General features: G+C 75.1%; 14 protein-coding genes and 1 rRNA gene. 4 read left to right on the top strand and 11 right to left on the bottom strand.

Features of this window, described 5'->3' with window-relative positions:
- Positions 1-181: 181 nt before the first annotated feature.
- Positions 182-1,795: a PucR family transcriptional regulator gene (locus tag ACIQUR_RS34750; RefSeq protein WP_403673300.1), complete on the top strand. Its 1,614-nt coding sequence runs from the start codon at positions 182-184 to the stop codon at positions 1,793-1,795.
- Positions 1,796-2,470: 675 nt separating this feature from the next.
- Here the strand turns inward: ACIQUR_RS34750 and ACIQUR_RS34745 are convergent.
- From ACIQUR_RS34745 to ACIQUR_RS34725, 5 genes are all read right to left on the bottom strand, one after another.
- Positions 2,471-3,571, bottom strand: a complete 1,101-nt coding sequence (locus ACIQUR_RS34745) for a glycosyltransferase family 4 protein (RefSeq protein WP_403673298.1) — start codon at positions 3,569-3,571, stop codon at positions 2,471-2,473.
- Positions 3,572-3,862: 291 nt separating this feature from the next.
- Positions 3,863-5,620 carry a DNA repair protein RecN gene (gene recN, locus ACIQUR_RS34740; RefSeq protein ID WP_403673296.1) on the bottom strand — a complete coding sequence of 586 codons (1,758 nt, stop codon included), beginning with the start codon at positions 5,618-5,620 and terminating at the stop codon, positions 3,863-3,865.
- A 120-nt stretch (positions 5,621-5,740) separates the two neighbouring features.
- Positions 5,741-6,646, bottom strand: a complete 906-nt coding sequence (locus tag ACIQUR_RS34735) for an NAD kinase (RefSeq protein ID WP_403673294.1) — start codon at positions 6,644-6,646, stop codon at positions 5,741-5,743.
- Positions 6,643-7,458 (bottom strand): TlyA family RNA methyltransferase, encoded by an 816-nt coding sequence (locus tag ACIQUR_RS34730; protein ID WP_399955149.1) that lies wholly within the window; start codon positions 7,456-7,458, stop codon positions 6,643-6,645. The genes ACIQUR_RS34735 and ACIQUR_RS34730 overlap by 4 nt, the downstream gene beginning before the upstream one ends.
- A gap of 7 nt (positions 7,459-7,465) precedes the next feature.
- Positions 7,466-7,765: a hypothetical protein gene (locus ACIQUR_RS34725; RefSeq protein WP_403673292.1), complete on the bottom strand. Its 300-nt coding sequence runs from the start codon at positions 7,763-7,765 to the stop codon at positions 7,466-7,468.
- 184 nt (positions 7,766-7,949) lie between these two features.
- On the opposite strand from ACIQUR_RS34725, the gene ACIQUR_RS34720 reads away from it, so the two are divergent.
- On the top strand, positions 7,950-8,297 hold the full coding sequence (locus ACIQUR_RS34720; protein WP_403673291.1) for an SCP2 sterol-binding domain-containing protein: 348 nt from the start codon (positions 7,950-7,952) through the stop codon (positions 8,295-8,297).
- A gap of 126 nt (positions 8,298-8,423) precedes the next feature.
- On the opposite strand, the gene ACIQUR_RS34715 is transcribed toward ACIQUR_RS34720, so the two are convergent.
- The 4 genes from ACIQUR_RS34715 to ACIQUR_RS34700 form a co-directional block, all read right to left on the bottom strand.
- Complete coding sequence (locus ACIQUR_RS34715; protein ID WP_403673289.1) at positions 8,424-9,245, bottom strand: ABC transporter ATP-binding protein; 822 nt, start codon at positions 9,243-9,245, stop codon at positions 8,424-8,426.
- A gap of 5 nt (positions 9,246-9,250) precedes the next feature.
- Positions 9,251-10,312, bottom strand: coding sequence for a FecCD family ABC transporter permease (locus ACIQUR_RS34710; protein ID WP_403673287.1), 1,062 nt, complete (start codon positions 10,310-10,312; stop codon positions 9,251-9,253).
- The gene (locus ACIQUR_RS34705) at positions 10,309-11,358 is read right to left on the bottom strand and encodes a FecCD family ABC transporter permease (RefSeq protein WP_403673285.1); all 1,050 of its coding nucleotides are present in this window, start codon (positions 11,356-11,358) and stop codon (positions 10,309-10,311) included. The genes ACIQUR_RS34710 and ACIQUR_RS34705 overlap by 4 nt, the downstream gene beginning before the upstream one ends.
- An 85-nt stretch (positions 11,359-11,443) precedes the next feature.
- Positions 11,444-12,487 (bottom strand): HAD-IIA family hydrolase, encoded by a 1,044-nt coding sequence (locus tag ACIQUR_RS34700; RefSeq protein ID WP_403673283.1) that lies wholly within the window; start codon positions 12,485-12,487, stop codon positions 11,444-11,446.
- Positions 12,488-12,572: 85 nt separating this feature from the next.
- Here ACIQUR_RS34700 and ACIQUR_RS34695 point away from each other — a divergent pair, with 85 nt between their 5' ends.
- On the top strand, positions 12,573-13,844 hold the full coding sequence (locus ACIQUR_RS34695) for a DUF1015 domain-containing protein (protein ID WP_403673281.1): 1,272 nt from the start codon (positions 12,573-12,575) through the stop codon (positions 13,842-13,844).
- Between the two features lie 79 nt (positions 13,845-13,923).
- Here ACIQUR_RS34695 and ACIQUR_RS34690 read toward each other — a convergent pair whose 3' ends face one another.
- Positions 13,924-14,757 carry a hypothetical protein gene (locus tag ACIQUR_RS34690; RefSeq protein ID WP_403673322.1) on the bottom strand — a complete coding sequence of 278 codons (834 nt, stop codon included), beginning with the start codon at positions 14,755-14,757 and terminating at the stop codon, positions 13,924-13,926.
- 9 nt (positions 14,758-14,766) lie between these two features.
- Here ACIQUR_RS34690 and ACIQUR_RS34685 point away from each other — a divergent pair, with 9 nt between their 5' ends.
- Positions 14,767-16,170, top strand: a complete 1,404-nt coding sequence (locus tag ACIQUR_RS34685) for a hypothetical protein (protein ID WP_403673326.1) — start codon at positions 14,767-14,769, stop codon at positions 16,168-16,170.
- A 132-nt stretch (positions 16,171-16,302) separates the two neighbouring features.
- Here ACIQUR_RS34685 and rrf read toward each other — a convergent pair.
- A 5S ribosomal RNA gene (rrf, locus tag ACIQUR_RS34680) occupies positions 16,303-16,419 on the bottom strand.
- Between the last annotated feature and the right edge of the window lie 169 nt (positions 16,420-16,588).

The following is a 16,588-nucleotide window of genomic DNA, read 5'->3' as shown; positions in this document are numbered from 1 at the left end:
GGTTCTGCGTGCCCGACGTGAGGCGGCCACTCTGGTGCCGCGTGATGTAGACCACAATCGGCACGCAGTCTGATAATCGCCGTCGCCGTCCGACGAGTTGTCGGGCCATCAGGGCGCAAGAGGGCGTCCGTAACCTTCAAGTGATGTTCATGGAACACGGCGCCGGGTAGCGTCCGGCGATATGGACAACCAGGGCGGAATCACTGTTCAGCGGGCGCTGGAACTGCCGGGACTGCGCAGCGGACTGCCGGAGGTCGTGGCCGGTGCGGACCGGCTCGGCCGCACCGTGCGCTGGGTGCACGCGGGCGAGGTGCCGAACATCGCGTCGCTGCTCAAGGGCGGTGAGCTGCTGCTGACCACGGGCCTCGGGCTCGGCACCCGCCCCGCCGAGCAGCGGGCCTTCGTACGCCGGCTCGCCGACCGGGGCATCGCCGCGCTGGTGGTGGAGCTGGGCCCGCGGTTCAGCCGGCTGCCGGCCACGATCGTGGAGACGGCCCGCGCGGCCGGCCTGCCCCTGGTCCAGCTGCACCGCGAGGTCCCCTTCGTCACGGTGACCGAAGAGGTCCACACGGAGATCGTCAACGGGCACTACGCCCTGCTCCAGCGCGCCGAGGAGGTCCACCGGCGCTGTACGGAGGCGCTGCTGGGCGGCGGCGGGATCCCCCAGGTGCTGCGCATCCTGGCCGACTTCACCGCCAACCCGGTCTTCCTGGAGACCCCGGACGGCCAGCTGCTGTACGCCGCCGGGAGCTCGTCCGGCGAGGCCGGCGCCGACCCGCTGCAGGTGTGGGAGGGGCTGCGCGGCCAGCGCGAGGAGGCCCCGCCGGCCAACAGCGTGCTGGTCGACGTGCCGGGCGGCGGCCACGGCACCTCCGCGGTGCGGGCCCGGCTGGTGCTGCTGGGCGTGGCGGCACCGCTGCTGCCGGTGCACCGGATGGCGGCGGAGCGCACGGCCGGGGTGCTGGCCGTGGTCCTGATGCAGGCCCGGCAGGAGGAGGAGCTGGCCGCGCGTGGCCGGGGCGACTTCCTCACGGACCTCGCCGAGGGCCGCATCTCCGCCGAGGACGCCCCGGCGCAGGCCCGGGTGCTGGGCTTCAAGCCGGGCTCGGGGCCGCTGCTGCCCGTCGTCATGCGGCTGGGCTCGGACCTGGGCCCGTCCGGCAACTGGGCGGTCCTGGCCCGGGCCGTGCTGGAGGAGCTGTCCGCGGTCGGCGTCCCGGTGCTGCTGGGCGTCCGCCCGGTGGAGGGCCGGGTCCCGCTGCTGCTGGCCCTCCGCACGGACACCGAGCGCACCGCGGTCGCCGACCGGGTGGCGGCGGCGCTGCGGGCGGGCGTGGAGCGGGCGGGGCTGGACCGGGCCGGCTCGGCGCCGGTGGTCGTGGTGGGCGTCGCGGGCGGCTGGGCCGCGGCCTCCTCGGGCCTGCGGCACGCCGCCGAGACGGCCACCGCGGCGCAGGGCCTGCCGGCCCGGCCCTGGTACGACGCCCGGCGCCTGGACATCGACCTGCTGCTGTGGCGGCTGCGGGAGCACCCGGACCTGGCGGCCTTCGTGGACCGGGCGATCGGCGCCCTGCGCACGCACGACGCCACCTCGCGGCCGCCGCTGCTGCCGACGCTGGAGACGTACCTGGCGCACGCGGGCCGCAAGGCGGAGACCGCGCGGGAGCTGCACCTGAACCGCCAGACCCTGTACAACCGGCTGGCCCGCATCTCGGAACTCCTGGGCACGGACCTGGACGACCCGGAAACGGTCCTCTCCCTGAGCCTGGCGCTGAGGGCGCGCCGCCACCTCTAGCCTCCGCCGCCCCACCCCACCCAGCCCCCGTACCGGGCGCGCCGCACGCGCCGGCCCCGTACCGGGTACCGGTCCCGTACCGGGTGCGGGCGGGGCCGTGCGGGGTGCGGGCCGTTGCCGCTGCGCGGAGCCGGTTCCCCACCCCGCCCTTTCTCCGTTTCCCGGGGCTCCGCCCCGGACCCCGCGCCTCAAACGCCGGCGAGGCTGGATTTCGCTGCGCGAACCCAGCTCCCGCCGGCATATCCCGCACCGCAGGCCCCCAGCCCCGGGGGCATATCCAGCCCCTCCGGCGTTTGAGGAGCTGGGGTCCCCCCAGCGGTAGCTGGGGGAGGGTCCGGGGGCGGAGCCCCCGAAGGGGTCCGGGCGGAGCCCGGGGAACGGAGGAAGGGCGGGTAGGGGAACCGGCCCCCGCAGGGCAACGACCCGCACCCGCACACGACCCGCACCGCACCCGGCACGGGACCCGCACCCAACGGCACCGCACCCGGCAACGGCACCGCACCGGCACGGGACCGGCACCCAACGGCACGGATCCGGCAGCGGCACGGGACCCGCACCGCATCCGGCATCGGACCGGCACCGCACCCGGCACGGGACCGGCACCGCACCGGCACGGGACCCGCACCGCACCCGGCACGGGACCGGCACGGGAGGGGGACGGGAAACCCCGGAGGGTCAGCGCGTGCGGTCCATCAGTTCGTCGTAGACCGCCAGGACCTGCGCCACCGTGTCGTCCTCGGACGGCCACGTCCCGGCCTGGAGCAGCCCGGCCGCAGCCAGCCCGGCCCGCCGCGGGGCGTCGCCCAGCAGTTCGGCCACCGCCCCCGCGAAGGCCCCGGCATCGCCGTACGGCACCAGCACCGCCGCCTCCCCCACCAGCTCCGGCACCCCGCCCACCGCCGTGGCCACCAGCGGCACCCCGGCCCGCAGCGCCTCCTGCGCCAGCAGCGACCGCGCCTCCCACCGGCTCGGCAGCACCGCCACGTCCGCGGCGGCCAGCAGCTCCGCCACGTCCGGCCGCCGGCCCAGCAGCCGCACCGGCAGCCCCTCGGTCTCGATGCGCCGGGCGAGCACCGCCCGCTGCGGCCCCTCCCCCGCGATCACCAGCAGCGGTACGGGATCCAGCGCCCGCCACTCCCGGGCCGCGTCCAGCAGCACGTGGTACCCCCGGTGCGGCACCAGCGAGCCCACCGCGATCAGCAAGGGCCGCTCCACGACCCCCAGTTCGGCCCGCACCTTCCCCGCGTCCGGCGCCTCCGGGGCCTGCCGCGCGGCCGGCACGGTCACCGGCGCCAGCCGGGCGTCGCGCGCCCCGCGCCGCCGCGCCTGGTCCACCTGCGCCGAGCAGGCCCCCAGCACCACCGCGGCCGCCCGGGCCACCCGCCGCTCCAGCAGCCGTGTCAGCTGCCCCAGCGGCCCCTCGCCCGAGGGCCCCGACGGCCAGGTCACGACCAGCGGCACCCGCTGCCCGCGCAGCGCCAGCGCCGCCCGCATCCCGGCGTGCAGCCCGTGCGCGTGGACGATGTCCGCACCGGTGCAGGCGGCGCGCAGGGCCGTCACCGCGGCCGGGGCGAACCGGGCGCCGGCGCCCGTGAAGTCGTACTCCCCCTCGGTCTCGACCGGCGCGCACACGGTGACCCGCACCCCGCGCGCGGCGAGACCGGCGGCGAGCGACCGGACGTGCGCGCTGCTCCCCGCGCCGCCGCCACCCAGCACTTGGACGGTGCGGAGCGGCGTGCGCCCGTACGGCGTGACCGGGACCGGGGTACTGCTCACGTGGCCGGGGCTCCTGTAACGAGAGGGGCGGCGGCACGCGTACCCGCGTACCGCCGCCCAGGATGCCAGTAGGTGCCCGCCTTCCGGGACCTTCCTCGGGTGGATCCCGGGTGAGGAAACGTCAGCACCTCCGCGGGATCACCCACATGGGCGACGAAAGCGGTCGCCCTCGCCCACAACCGGGCGGAACCGTAAGCGGACCACCCGACGACCGGAGGCCGGACCGCCCCGCGGCCCGGCCTCCCGCAGACCGTCGGCCGTGCGGAGGACCACCGGCCGTACGGAGAACCGTCAGCCGTCCGCCCGTGCCGCCGCCAGCAGTTCCTCGGCGTGCGCCCGGGCCGTCTCCGAGTCCTCCTGGCCGGCCAGCATCCGGGACAGCTCCCGCACCCGGTCCTCGCCCTCCAGGACGGTCACCCCGGACCGCGTCACGGAGCCGTCGTTGGTCTTCTCGACCAGCAGCTGCCGGTCCGCGAAGGCCGCCACCTGCGGCAGGTGGGTGACCACGACCACCTGGGCGGACTTGGCCAGCTTCGCCAGCCGCCGGCCGACCTCGACGGCCGCCTTGCCGCCGACGCCCGCGTCGACCTCGTCGAAGAGGTACGTCGGCACCGGGTCCGACCCGGCGAAGACCACCTCCACGGCCAGCATCACGCGCGACAGCTCACCGCCCGACGCGCCCTTGGCGATCGGCCGCGGCTGCGCACCCGGGTGCGGGGCCAGCAGCAGCTCGACCTCGTCCGCGCCCGCGGGGCCGTACAGCACCGCGCGCCCGCCGACCTCGACGCCGTCGCCCGAGGGGTCCTCGGTCTGCCGGATGTCGATGGTCACCCGCGCGTGCGGCATCGCCAGGGAGGCCAGTTCCTCGGTCACGGCCGCGGCGAACCGCTCCGCCGCCTCCGTCCGGGCGTCGGTCAACGCCTGTGCCAGGCCGGAGAGTTCGGACCGCAGCCCGTCCCGCTCCGCGGTCAGCTCGCCGATCCGCTCGTCGTCCCCGTCCAGCTCCGTCAGCCGCGCGGCGCTCCGCTCGGCCCAGGCCAGGACCTCGGCCACGCTGCCCTCGGTCCCCCCGTACTTCCGGGTGAGCTGGGTGAGGGCCGCCCGCCGCTCCTCCACCGCGGCCAGCCGCAGCGGATCGGCGTCCAGGTCGTCGGCGTACCCCGCGAGTTCCCCCGCGACGTCCGCCATGAGGATGCCGATCTCCCCGATGCGCTCGGCCAGCCCGGCGAGCGCCGGGTCGTGGAACCGTACGGCCTCCACCGCCCGGTGCGCGCCCGCGACCAGCGTGTTCGCGTCGACCCCCTCGGGGTCCTCGGGATTGCCCGCGAGGGCCGCGTGGGCCAGTGCGGCGGCCGAGGCCAGGGACTCGGCGTGGCCGAGCCGCTCCGCCTCCGCGGCGAGCTCCACGTCCTCGCCGGCCGCCGGCTCGACGGCCGCGACCTCGTCCAGGCCGAAGCGCAGCAGGTCCGCCTCCTGGGCCCGCTCCCGGGCCCGGGTGGTCAGCTCCTCCAGCTCGGCCGCCACCGCCCTCAGCCTGCGGTAGGCGGCGGTGTACTTCTCCAGGGGGACGGCTACCGCGTCACCGGCGTACCGGTCCAGCGCCTGCCGCTGCCGCGCCGGCCGCAGCAGACCCTGCTGGTCCGTCTGCCCGTGGACGGCGACCAGGTCGTCCGCCAGCTCGCCGAGCAGCCCCACGGGCACCGCACGGCCGCCGAGGTGGGCGCGCGAACGCCCCTCGGCGGAGACGGTGCGGCTGATCAGCAGCGCCCCGTCGTCCAGCTCGGCTCCGGCCTCCTCGGCCCGTACGGCTGCCGCCGCGTCCGGCGCCAGGGTGATCCTGCCCTCGACGACCGCGGCCTTGGCGCCGATCCGTACGAGGGCGGGGTCGGCACGCCCGCCGAGCAGCAGCCCGAGGCTCGTGACGACCATCGTCTTGCCCGCGCCGGTCTCGCCGGTCACCGCGGTGAATCCGGGCGAGAGCTCGACCACCGCGTCGTCGATGACCCCGAGGGCCCGTATCCGCATCTCTTCCAGCACGGACCCGACCATACCGAGGTTTCGGCCACCCGATGCCACACCCCGGTCCACGGGGCCGGTCTCCGACCCCGAACGGCTTCCGTACGCGTGTTCGTACCCGAATCCGGGCAGCGGACGGGCCGCCGGGAGACGTCAGTGCGGGGCGCCGCGCCAGCCGGACACCGGCAGGGCGAACTTGGCGACCAGCCGGTCCGTGAAGACGGCGTGGTGCAGCCGGGCCAGCCGGACCGGCACCGCGCCCCGCCGGACCTCCACGCGGGCGCCCGCGGGCAGCTCCAGCGTGCGGCGGCCGTCGCACCACAGAACCCCGTGCGGGGTGCCGGTCTGGACCTCGACGGCCAGCACCGAGTCGGGCGAGGTGACCAGTGGCTTCGCGAACAGCGCGTGGGCGCTGATGGGCACCATCAGCAGGGCCTCGACCTCCGGCCAGACCACCGGGCCGCCCGCGGAGAACGCGTACGCCGTGGAGCCGGTCGGGGTGGCGCAGACCACGCCGTCGCAGCCGAAGCCGGAGACGGGCCGGCCGTCCACCTCGATCACGACTTCCAGTATCCGTTCGGGCGAGACCTTCTGGACCGCCGCCTCGTTGAGCGCCCAGTCGGTGTGGACCACGTCTCCGTTGGTGCGGACGGTCACGTCAAGGGTCATCCGCTCCTCGACCTCGTACTCGCGGGTGACGACCCGGTCGACGACCTTGTCCAGGTCGTCGCGCTCGGCCTCGGCGAGGAAGCCGACGCGGCCCAGGTTGACGCCGAGCATCGGCACCCCGGAGCCCCGGGCGAACTCGGCGCCTCGCAGCAGGGTGCCGTCGCCGCCGAGGACGATGAGCAGCTCGCAGCCGTCGAGCCCGCCCGGGGTCTGCTCGGTGACGAGTTCCACCTCGGGCGGGAGGGGGAGGTCCGCGGCCTCGTGCTCGAATACCCGTACGCCGAGACCGCACCGCAGCAGTCCCTGGACGACCAGGGAGGCGCTGCGCACGGCGGCCGGACGGCCGGTGTGCGCGATCAGAAAGACGGTCCGTCCCACAGAAGTCGTCACCGCGGCCCCTCCGCCACTGCACGGTCAACATCCGCCGGGTCGAGTGCCGGTGCCCCCGCCCGCAGCCACAAGAAGTACTCGACGTTACCCGACGGCCCGGGGAGCGGACTCGCCGTCACCCCCAGGACGCCCAGGCCGAGTTCGCCGGCCTGCCGGGCGACCTCGCGGACGGCCTCGGCGCGCAGCTCGGGGCTGCGGACCACGCCGCCGCTGCCCAGGCGCTCCTTGCCGACCTCGAACTGGGGCTTGACCATCAGCACCAGGTCGGCGTCGGGCGCGGTGCAGCGCACGAGGGCCGGCAGGACCAGGCCGATGGAGATGAAGGACAGGTCGCCGACCACGAGGTCGGCGGGGATGCCGTCGATCTGTTCGAGGGTCATCTCGCGCACGTTCGTGCGGTCCTTGACCGTGACCCGATCGTCGCTCTGGAGAGACCAGGCGAGCTGGCCGTAGCCGACGTCGACGGCGACGACGTGCGCGGCGCCCGCGCGGAGCAGGACGTCGGTGAAGCCGCCGGTGGAGGCGCCCGCGTCCAGGGCCCGGCGGCCCTCGACCTTCAGTCCCTGCGGGACGAAGGCGGCGAAGGCGCCGGCGAGCTTGTGGCCGCCGCGGGAGACGTAGTCGGGGTCGCTGTCGTCCTTGAGGACGACCAGTGCCGCGGCCGTCTCCACCTGGGTGGCGGCCTTGGTCGCGGTGGTGCCGCCGACGGTGACGCGGCCGGCGGCGATCAGCTGGGCGGCGTGCTCGCGCGAGCGGGCCAGCTTGCGGCGCACCAGTTCGGCGTCCAGGCGGCGGCGTGCCACTCCTGCCACGTTCGGTTCAGCTCCTGTGTTCGTACGGTCCTGGGGCGGGGTGTGCGTCGAGCGCGGTCAGCACGTCGCGCAGCTCCCTGTGCACATCCTCGTACACCGCGACGTGGCCCTCCGCCGGGAGGTGGTCGGCATCGGCCAGCCGGTCCAGGGCCGCGTCCACCTCGGGACGGCCGGTGGGGGTCCGCTCCACCCCGAGCGGCTCTGGGCCCGCGGGGTCCGGGACGGTCTCCCCGTCCCCGGCGGGGGCGGGCGCGGCGGTCCCGGGCGCGGCGGACGGCGCCTCCGGCTCCGGGCGGTACTCGGTCATACCCCGACGCTACCCCGAAGCGGCCCCGCCCCGGTGCACCGCTGCGTCACACCGGCCCCACCGGGCCCACCGGCCCCGCGGCCCGCCCGCACCGGAGCCGGCCCCTCTGCCATTGCAGCGTGACACGTCACCGTGCACGGTCACCGGTCACGCGGTACCGCCCTGCGGTACGGTCGGGAGCACGATGGCGACGATCGAGGAGTGCCGCGCGGCACTGGACCAGCTCTCCGACAACCTGGCGCGGGCCGACAAGGACGTGCGCGGCGCGGCCGCGCTGGACCGGTCGCTGAGCTGCCACATCACCGACCTGGACACGACCTTCACCGGGAGGCTGGAGAACGGCCGGATCCGGGTGGTCGGCACCGAGCCCGGCCGCCCGCACGAGCGGGCGGAGATCCGGCTGGCGATGACCGGCGACGACCTGGTCGCGATGGTCGACGGCCGGCTGAACTTCGCGGGCGCCTGGGCCTCCGGCCGGGTCCGGCTGGAGGCGGGCTTCCGCGACCTCCTCCGCCTGCGCTCCCTCCTCTGAGGAGCCCTCCGCCCCGCCGAGGGGCGGCACACCCCCACCCCGCCGAGGGGCCGGCCCGCCGCCCCCCTGGGCAGCACCGCGCCCCCACCCCACCGGAGAGCGCGGCCCGCCGCCCCTCCGGGGCCGCTACACCACCGTCGGCTTCGTCCGGGCGGACCGCGCGGCCGGGATCACCAGCGGGGTGCCGGTCTCCGGGTCGTCGATGATCTGGCAGCGCAGCCCGAAGACCTCCTCGACCAGTTCCGCCGTGACGATGTCCCCCGGCGCGCCTTCCGCGACGACCCGCCCGTCCCGCAGGGCGATCAGGTGGGTGGCGTACCGGGCCGCGTGGTTGAGGTCGTGCAGCACCGCGACCAGCGTCCGGCCCCGCGTCTCGTGCAGCTCCGCGCACAGGTCGAGCACGTCGATCTGGTGCTGGATGTCGAGGTACGTGGTGGGCTCGTCGAGCAGCAGCAGCGGGGTCTCCTGCGCCAGGGCCATCGCGATCCACACGCGCTGCCGCTGGCCGCCGGAGAGCTCGTCCACGCCGCGGTCGGCGAGCTCGGCCACCCCGGTCGAGGCCATCGACTCCCGGACGATCCGCTCGTCCTCGGCCGACCACTGCCGCAGCAGCCCCTGGTGCGGGTAGCGGCCGCGGGCCACCAGGTCGGCGACCCGGATGCCGTCCGGGGCGATGGACGACTGGGGCAGCAGCCCCAGGGTCCTGGCCACCTGCTTGGCGGGCATCGACGTGATGGCCTGGCCGTCCAGCAGCACCCGGCCGGCGCTGGGCTTCAGCATCCGCGACAGGGCGCGCAGCAGCGTGGACTTGCCGCAGGCGTTGGGTCCGACGATGACGGTGAAGGAGTTGTCGGGGATCTCCACCGACAGGTTCTCGGCGATGACCCGCTGGTCGTAGCCGAGGGTGACGTTCTCGGCGGTCAGCCGCTGCACTGGGGTGCTCCTCATCTCGATCAGATCCGTCCGGCCTTGCGCTCGCCGACGAGCAGCCACAGCAGGTACACGCCGCCGACCAGGCCGGTGACGACACCCACCGGCAGCTGGTCCGTCCCGAAGGCCCGCTGCGAGGCCCAGTCCGAGACGATCAGCAGCACCGCGCCCATCCACGCGGCGGACAGCAGGTTGGCCCCCGGCGAGCGGGTCAGCCGGCGGGCCAGCTGCGGGGCGGCCAGGGCGACGAAGGCGATGGGCCCGGCGGCGGCGCTGGCGGCGGTGGTCAGCAGTACGGCGCCCAGCATCAGCAGCATCCGGGTGCGCTCGACCGGTACGCCGAGTGCGTACGCCGCGTCGTCGCCCATCTCCATCACCCGCACCGCCCGGCTCTGGCCGAGGACCAGCGGGAACAGCACCGCGCAGACCGCCAGCAGCGGCCACACCTGCGACCAGTCCCGGCCGGCGAGCGATCCGGTCAGCCAGACCATGGCCCGCGTGGCGTCGACCATCTGGGCCTTGGTGAGCAGGTAGTTGACGGCGGCCACCATCATCGCGTCGACGCCGATGCCGACCAGCACCAGCCGGTACCCGTGGATCCCGCGCTTCCACGCCAGCACGTAGACGGCCACGCCGGTCAGCACGCCGCCCACGAGGGCACCCCCGGCGACCGCGGTGGCTCCGCCGTGGAAGAGGACGATGACCACGAGGGCGCCGACGGCCGAGCCGAAGCCGAAGCCCAGCACGTCGGGCGAGCCGAGCGGGTTCCGCGTGACGGACTGGAAGATGGCGCCGGCCATCCCGAGCGAGGCGCCGACCAGCAGCGCCACCAGCACCCGCGGCAGGCGCAGGTCGTTCACGATGAACTCGTCGGCGGGCACGCCGTCGCCGAGCAGGGTCCGTACGACGTCCGGCGGGGCGATGGGGTAGTCGCCGGTGCCGATCAGCACCACGGCCGCGGCCAGCGCCACGAGGGCGAGGACGGTGCCGGCGGCCAGGGCGCGCGGCTCGACCCGCAGGGAGAGCCCGCCGGGGGCGCGCAGCACACGGGTCGCGGGGTTCTTGCCCCGCCGGGTCACGCTCACAGCTGCGCCATCCTCCGGCGTCGCACGAGAAAGATGAAGACGGGGCCGCCGATCAGCGCGGTGACGATGCCGACCTGGAGTTCCGCCGGGCGGGTGATGATCCGGCCGACCACGTCGGCGCCGAGCAGCAGCACCGGGGACAGGACGGCGGAGTACGCGAGGATCCACCGCATGTCGGGCCCGGTGATGATCCGGGCCAGGTGCGGGATCATCAGCCCCATGAAGACGATCGGCCCGCAGGCGGCGGTGGCCGCCCCGCAGAGCAGGGTGATGGCCGCCATGGCGATGACCCGGGTGCGGGTGAGGTGTGCGCCGAGCGCCTTCGCGGTGTCGTCGCCCATGGCCATGGCGTTGAGCGGGCGGCCCAGGGTGAGGGCGAGCAGCGCGCCGACCGCGATGAACGGCAGCACCTGCCGCACGGTGTCCGTGTTGGCTGAGGTCAGCGAGCCGACCGTCCAGAACCGCAGCCGGTCGAGCGCCTTGCTGTCCATGAGGACGACGGCGTTGATGTAGCCGACGAGGGCGGCGCTGGCCGCGGTGCCCGCCAGCGCGAGCCGTACGGGCGTGGCGCTGCGGCTGCCGCCGAGTACGTACACCAGGACCGACACGAAGGCGGCGCCGGCGAACGCGTACCAGACGAACTCGGTGAGGCTGGACGCGCCGAGGAAGCTGACGGCGGAGACCACGGCGGCCGCCGCGCCCGCGTTGACGCCGAGGATGCCCGGCTCGGCGAGCGGGTTGCGGGTGAGTGCCTGCATCACCGCGCCGGAGAGTCCGAGGGCGAGCCCCACGAGCAGCCCGAGCACGGTGCGCGGCACGCGGGTGTCGCGCACCACCACGTCCGACACGGTGCCGGAGTAGTGGAAGAGGCCGTGCCAGACCTGGTCCAGCGGGATCGGCTTGGACCCGACGGCGATGCTCGCCGTCACGACGAGCACGAGCACCACGGACGCGGCGGCCAGGCCCGTGACGCGCACGGTCTGCCGCGAGCGCGGCGCGGGCGCGCCGGGCGGCGCGCTCTGTTCGGGAGGACTCTCAACCAACACGCGAGTTAGGTTAGCCTACCCTGCGATCATCCCAGGATTCCCGGTCGTTGATCACTGCCGCCGCCCGCCCCGGGCGCACCCCCGGTCACAGTCCCAGCCGCGACAGCGCCTTCCCCGCGTCCAGCGCGCACGCGCCCTCCCCGGCGTGCGTCCAGGCCGCCGCGCACAGCGCCCGCAGCCCGTCCAGGGGGTCGCCCTCCCCGGCTCCGCCGTCCGCCTCCAGCACGAGTACGCCGTCCCGCGCGGCCGCCGTCCAGCCCCCGCACCCGAAGCCGTCACCGGCGGGCGCGACCTCCGGCTGGCCGGTGAGCAGCCCCCGCAGGTCGGCCGCCACGTACGTCGGCCGGTACCGCGGCTCCGCGGCGAGCAGCCCGGCCGCGTCCGTGACGCCGGTCAGCACCAGCAACGAGTCCACGCCGCCGTTGTGGGCGCCCTCGATGTCGGTGTCGAGCCGGTCCCCGACGACCAGCGGCCGCTCGGCCCCGGTCCGCAGGATCGTCTCGCGGTGCATGGGCGTCAGCGGCTTGCCCGCGACCTGCGGCTCCGCACCCGTCGCGATGCGCACCACCTCGACCGCCGCGCCGTTGCCCGGCGCGATGCCCCGCCCGCTCGGGATGGTCAGGTCGGTGTTGGAGGCGAACCACGGCACGCCCCGCGCGATCGCGTACGAGGCCTCCGCGAACCGCCCCCACGCCAGGTCGGGGCCCCCGTACCCCTGCACCACGGCCGCCGGGTCGTCCTCCGCGGACTCCACGGGTACGAGCCCCCGTTCGCGCAGCGCGACGCGCAGCCCCTCCCCGCCGACGACCAGCACCCGCGACCCCGCGGGCACCTGCTCCGCGATCAGCCGGGCCACCGCCTGCGCCGAGGTGATCACGTCGCCCGCGGCGGCCGGGACGCCCAGCTCGGTGAGGTGCGCGGCGACGGCGTCCGGGGTGCGCAGCGCGTTGTTGGTGACGTACGCGAGGTGCATGCCGTCGGCGCGGGCGGTGCCCAGCGAGTCCACGGCGTGCGCGATCGCCTCGCCGCCCGCGTACACCACCCCGTCGAGGTCCAGCAGGGCGGTGTCGTACGCCCGGTGCAGGCTCCGCGCGCTGCCCGCGGGGCTGGTCCTGGTCACCCGAGTCATCCTGTCCGCTCCTCGTACGTTTCGGCTGTTCCGGTAGCTCTCCCCCGATCATCCCGCATCGTGGCGGCGCACTTACCATGCATCAATGACCACATCTGGGCCCGCCGGGCAGGGACTGCGCCTGATCCCCTTCCACGGACTGCGTTACGTCCCCGAGCGGGTCGGCAGCCTCGCGGCCGTCACCTCGCCCCCGTACGACGTGGTGGTGCGCCCGGACGGCCTGAACCACCTGGAGTCGGCCGACCCGCACAACATCGTGCGGCTGATCCTCCCGCAGGCCGCCACTCCCGAGGCCCGCAACGAGCAGGCGGCCCGCACGCTGGCCGACTGGCTGGCGGAGGGCGTCCTGCACGCCGACCCCGAGCCGGCCCTGTACGTGTACGAACAGCGCCGGGACGGCCTGGTGCAGCGCGGTGTCATCGGCGCCCTGGCCCTCTCCCCCGCCGAGGCGGGCATCGTCCTGCCGCACGAGGACGTGATGCCGCACGTGGTCACGGACCGGGCGGGGCTGATGCGCGCCACGTCGGCGAACCTGGAGCCGCTGCTGCTGACGTACCCGGGCGAGGGCGCGCACACGGGCGCGGCCGCGGTCATCGAGGCGGTCGCGGACCGGGAGCCGCTGCTGTCGACGACCACCGAGGACGGCTTCCACCACCGGCTGTGGGCGGTGACGGACCCGGCCGAGCTGGGGGCCGTCACCGGGGACCTGGCCCACCGCCAGGCCCTGATCGCGGACGGGCACCACCGCTGGGCGACGTACCTGCGCCTGCAGTCCGAGCAGACCGGCCCCGGCCCCTGGGACTACGGCCTGGTCCTGCTGGTCGACACGGCCCAGTACCCGCTCCAGGTCCGCGCGATCCACCGGATGCTGCGCCGGCTGCCGGTGGCGGACGCGCTGGCCGCGCTGGCCGGCTCGTTCCGGGTCCGGCAGGTCGAGGGGCCGCTCGAATCGGCGATGACCGCCCTCGCGGACGCGGCGGCCGGCGGGAACGCGTTCCTGATCACCGGGGACGGCACCTTCCACCTGGTCACCGACCCGGACCCGGAGCTGATCGCGCGCACGGTGCGCACCGACCGTCCGGAGGCGTGGCGCCGCCTGGACGCGACGGTGCTGCACGCGACGCTGCTGGACCACCTGTGGCACGTGCCGGACGAGCCGGAGCAGATCGCGTACATCCACGACACGGCGGCGACGGTGGAGATGGCCGAGCGGAACGGCGGCACCGCGGTCCTGATGCACCCGGTCCGCGAGGAGGTCGTACGGGACCTGGCGCGGCAGGGCGTGACGATGCCCCGCAAGTCCACGTCGTTCGGCCCGAAGCCGGCGACCGGCCTGGTGCTGCGCGCCCTGGACTGAGCGGCGCCCGCCCCCGAGAACGCCGAAGGGCGGCACCCCACCGGGGTGCCGCCCTTCGTCATCCGCCGCGCGGGGGACGTCAGGCCTTGTCGCCGGCGCCCGCGTCGGAGGCCGGGTCCTCGTCGAAGGACTCGTACTCGTCGTCGTCCTCGTCGTAGTACTCGGTCACGTCGCCCGCGGCCTCGGCGCGCCGGACCTCCTCGGGGTCCTGGTCGTCGTCGGCCTCGTCCTCGTCGTCCTCGTCGAAGGCCTCGTCCGTGGCGTGGGGCGCCTCGTCCTCGTCCTCGGACTCGTCGGCCATGGCGTCGGTGAACTCGATGCCGTCGAGCTCGGCGAGCCGGTCGGAGGCGTCGGTGGTGCCGTCCTTGTCGGCCTCGGCGGCCTTGGCGAACCAGTCACGCGCCTCGTCCTCGCGGTCGGCGGCCAGCAGCGCGTCGGCGTAGGCGTAGCGCAGGCGGGCGGTCCAGGGCTGCACGGAGTTGGAGGCCAGCTCCGGGCTCTGGAGGGTGACGATGGCGGCGTCGAGCTGGCCCATGTCGCGCCGGGCGCCGGCGGCGACCAGGCGCATCTCGACCTGGCCGGCCTTGTCGAGCTTCTGCACCTCGGGCTCGCCGGCCATGGCGAGGGCGCGCTCGGGACGGCCCAGGCCGCGCTCGCAGTCGGCCATGACGGGCCACAGCTCGACCGAGCCGGTCATCCGGCGGGCGGCGCGGAACTCGGCGAGGGCCTCGCTGTACTTCTGCGTGGCGTACGCGGCGAAGCCGGCGGCCTCACGGACGGCGGCGACGCGGGAGGCGAGGCGCAGGGCGATGCGGGAGTACGCGTACGCCTGCTCGGGGTCCTCGTCGATCAGGCGGGCGACCATGACCAGGTTCCGGGCCACGTCCTCGGCCAGGGTCTTGGGCAGGCTCAGCAGCTCCTGGTGGACGTCGTCGTCGATCTCGTTGCCGGTGACGTCCTCGTCGATGGGGAGGCGCTTGACGGGCTCGCGGTCACGGTCGCGGAAGCCACCGCGCTCGTCGTCGCGCCGGCCGTAGCCGCCGCGGTCGCCACCCCGGTCGTCGCGGCCGCGGTAGCCACCGCGGTCGCCCCCACGGCCACGGTCGTCACGGCGGTCGCCGCCACGGTCGTCGCGGCCGCGGTAGCCGCCGCGCTCGTCGTCCCGGCGCGGGGCACGGTCGTCGCGGCGGTATCCGCCCTGGGGGCGGTCGTCGCGGCGGCCGTAGCCGCCACGGTCGCCGCCGCGGTCGTCACGACGGTCGTCGCGGCGGAAGCCACCGCGCTCGTCGTCCCGGCGCGGGGCACGGTCGTCGCGACGGAAGCCACCACCCTGCGGGCGGTCGTCGCGGCCGCGGTAGCCACCACGGTCGCCGCCACGCTCGTCGTCACGACGGAAGCCACCGGACGGACGGTCGTCCCGACGGAAGCCACCCGACGGACGGTCATCGCGGCGGAAGCCACCACCCTGGGGACGGTCGTCGCGGCGGAAGCCACCGCGCTCGTCGTCCCGGCGCGGGGCACGGTCGTCGCGGCGGTATCCGCCCTGGGGGCGGTCGTCGCGGCGGCCGTAGCCGCCGCGGTCGCCGCCGCGGTCGTCACGACGGTCGTCGCGGCGGAAGCCACCGCGCTCGTCGTCCCGGCGGGGGGCGCGGTCGTCACGGCGGAAGCCACCACCCTGCGGGCGGTCGTCGCGGCCGCGGTAGCCACCACGGTCGCCGCCACGCTCGTCGTCACGGCGGAAGCCACCGGACGGACGGTCGTCACGACGGAAGCCACCGGACGGACGGTCATCGCGGCGGAAGCCACCACCCTGGGGACGGTCATCCCGACGGAAACCGCCACCCTGGGGACGGTCGTCACGGCGGAAACCGCCGCGCTCGTCGTCCCGGCGCGGGGCACGGTCGTCGCGACGGAAGCCACCACCCTGCGGGCGGTCGTCACGGCGGCCGTAGCCGCCACGGTCGCCGCCGCGGTCGTCACGACGGTCGTCGCGGCGGAAGCCACCGCGCTCGTCGTCCCGGCGCGGGGCACGGTCGTCACGGCGGAAGCCACCACCGGACGGACGGTCGTCCCGACGGAAACCGCCGCCCTGGGGGCGGTCGTCACGGCGGAAGCCGCCGCCCTGGGGACGGTCGTCGCGCCGGCCGTAGCCACCGCGGTCGCCGCCACGGTCGTCGCGGCCGCGGTAGCCACCGCGGTCGTCGTCACGACGCTGGCCGCCACCGGAGCGGTCGTCGCGGCCCCCGCGGTAGCCGCCCCTGTCGCCGTCGCGACGCCGCGGCTCGCGCTCCGGACGATCGTCGGGAGAGTAGGTGGACATGGGTGAGACTCCTGTCTTCGGGGTGCCGCAATCATTCTCGCGCAACCAGCCCGCAGTCGCGCTTCGGCAAAAGGCATAAAACAAAAAGGACCCTTGGTCCCAGCGTGAACGCTGGGACCAAGGGTCCTTTGAAAGATTGTTCGGCGGCGTCCTACTCTCCCACAGGGTCCCCCCTGCAGTACCATCGGCGCTGAAAGGCTTAGCTTCCGGGTTCGAAATGTTACCGGGCGTTTCCCTAACGCTATGGCCACCGAAACCCTATCGGTTTCGAGCGAACAAGCACACTCTGTAGTTGTGTTCCAGCTCTAGAAACCAGCAACCGTTCGTTGCTTCAGAACTAACACAGTGGACGCGAGCAACTGAGGACAAGCCCTCGGCCTATTAGTACCAGTCAGCTCCACCCGTTACCGGGCTTCCACATCTG

It is taken from the genome of Streptomyces sp. NPDC101132 (genome assembly GCF_044759225.1).
Taxonomy (GTDB): domain Bacteria; phylum Actinomycetota; class Actinomycetes; order Streptomycetales; family Streptomycetaceae; genus Streptomyces.
Note: the sequence above shows the minus strand (reverse complement) of the source record. Positions and strands in the feature narration are given on the sequence as shown.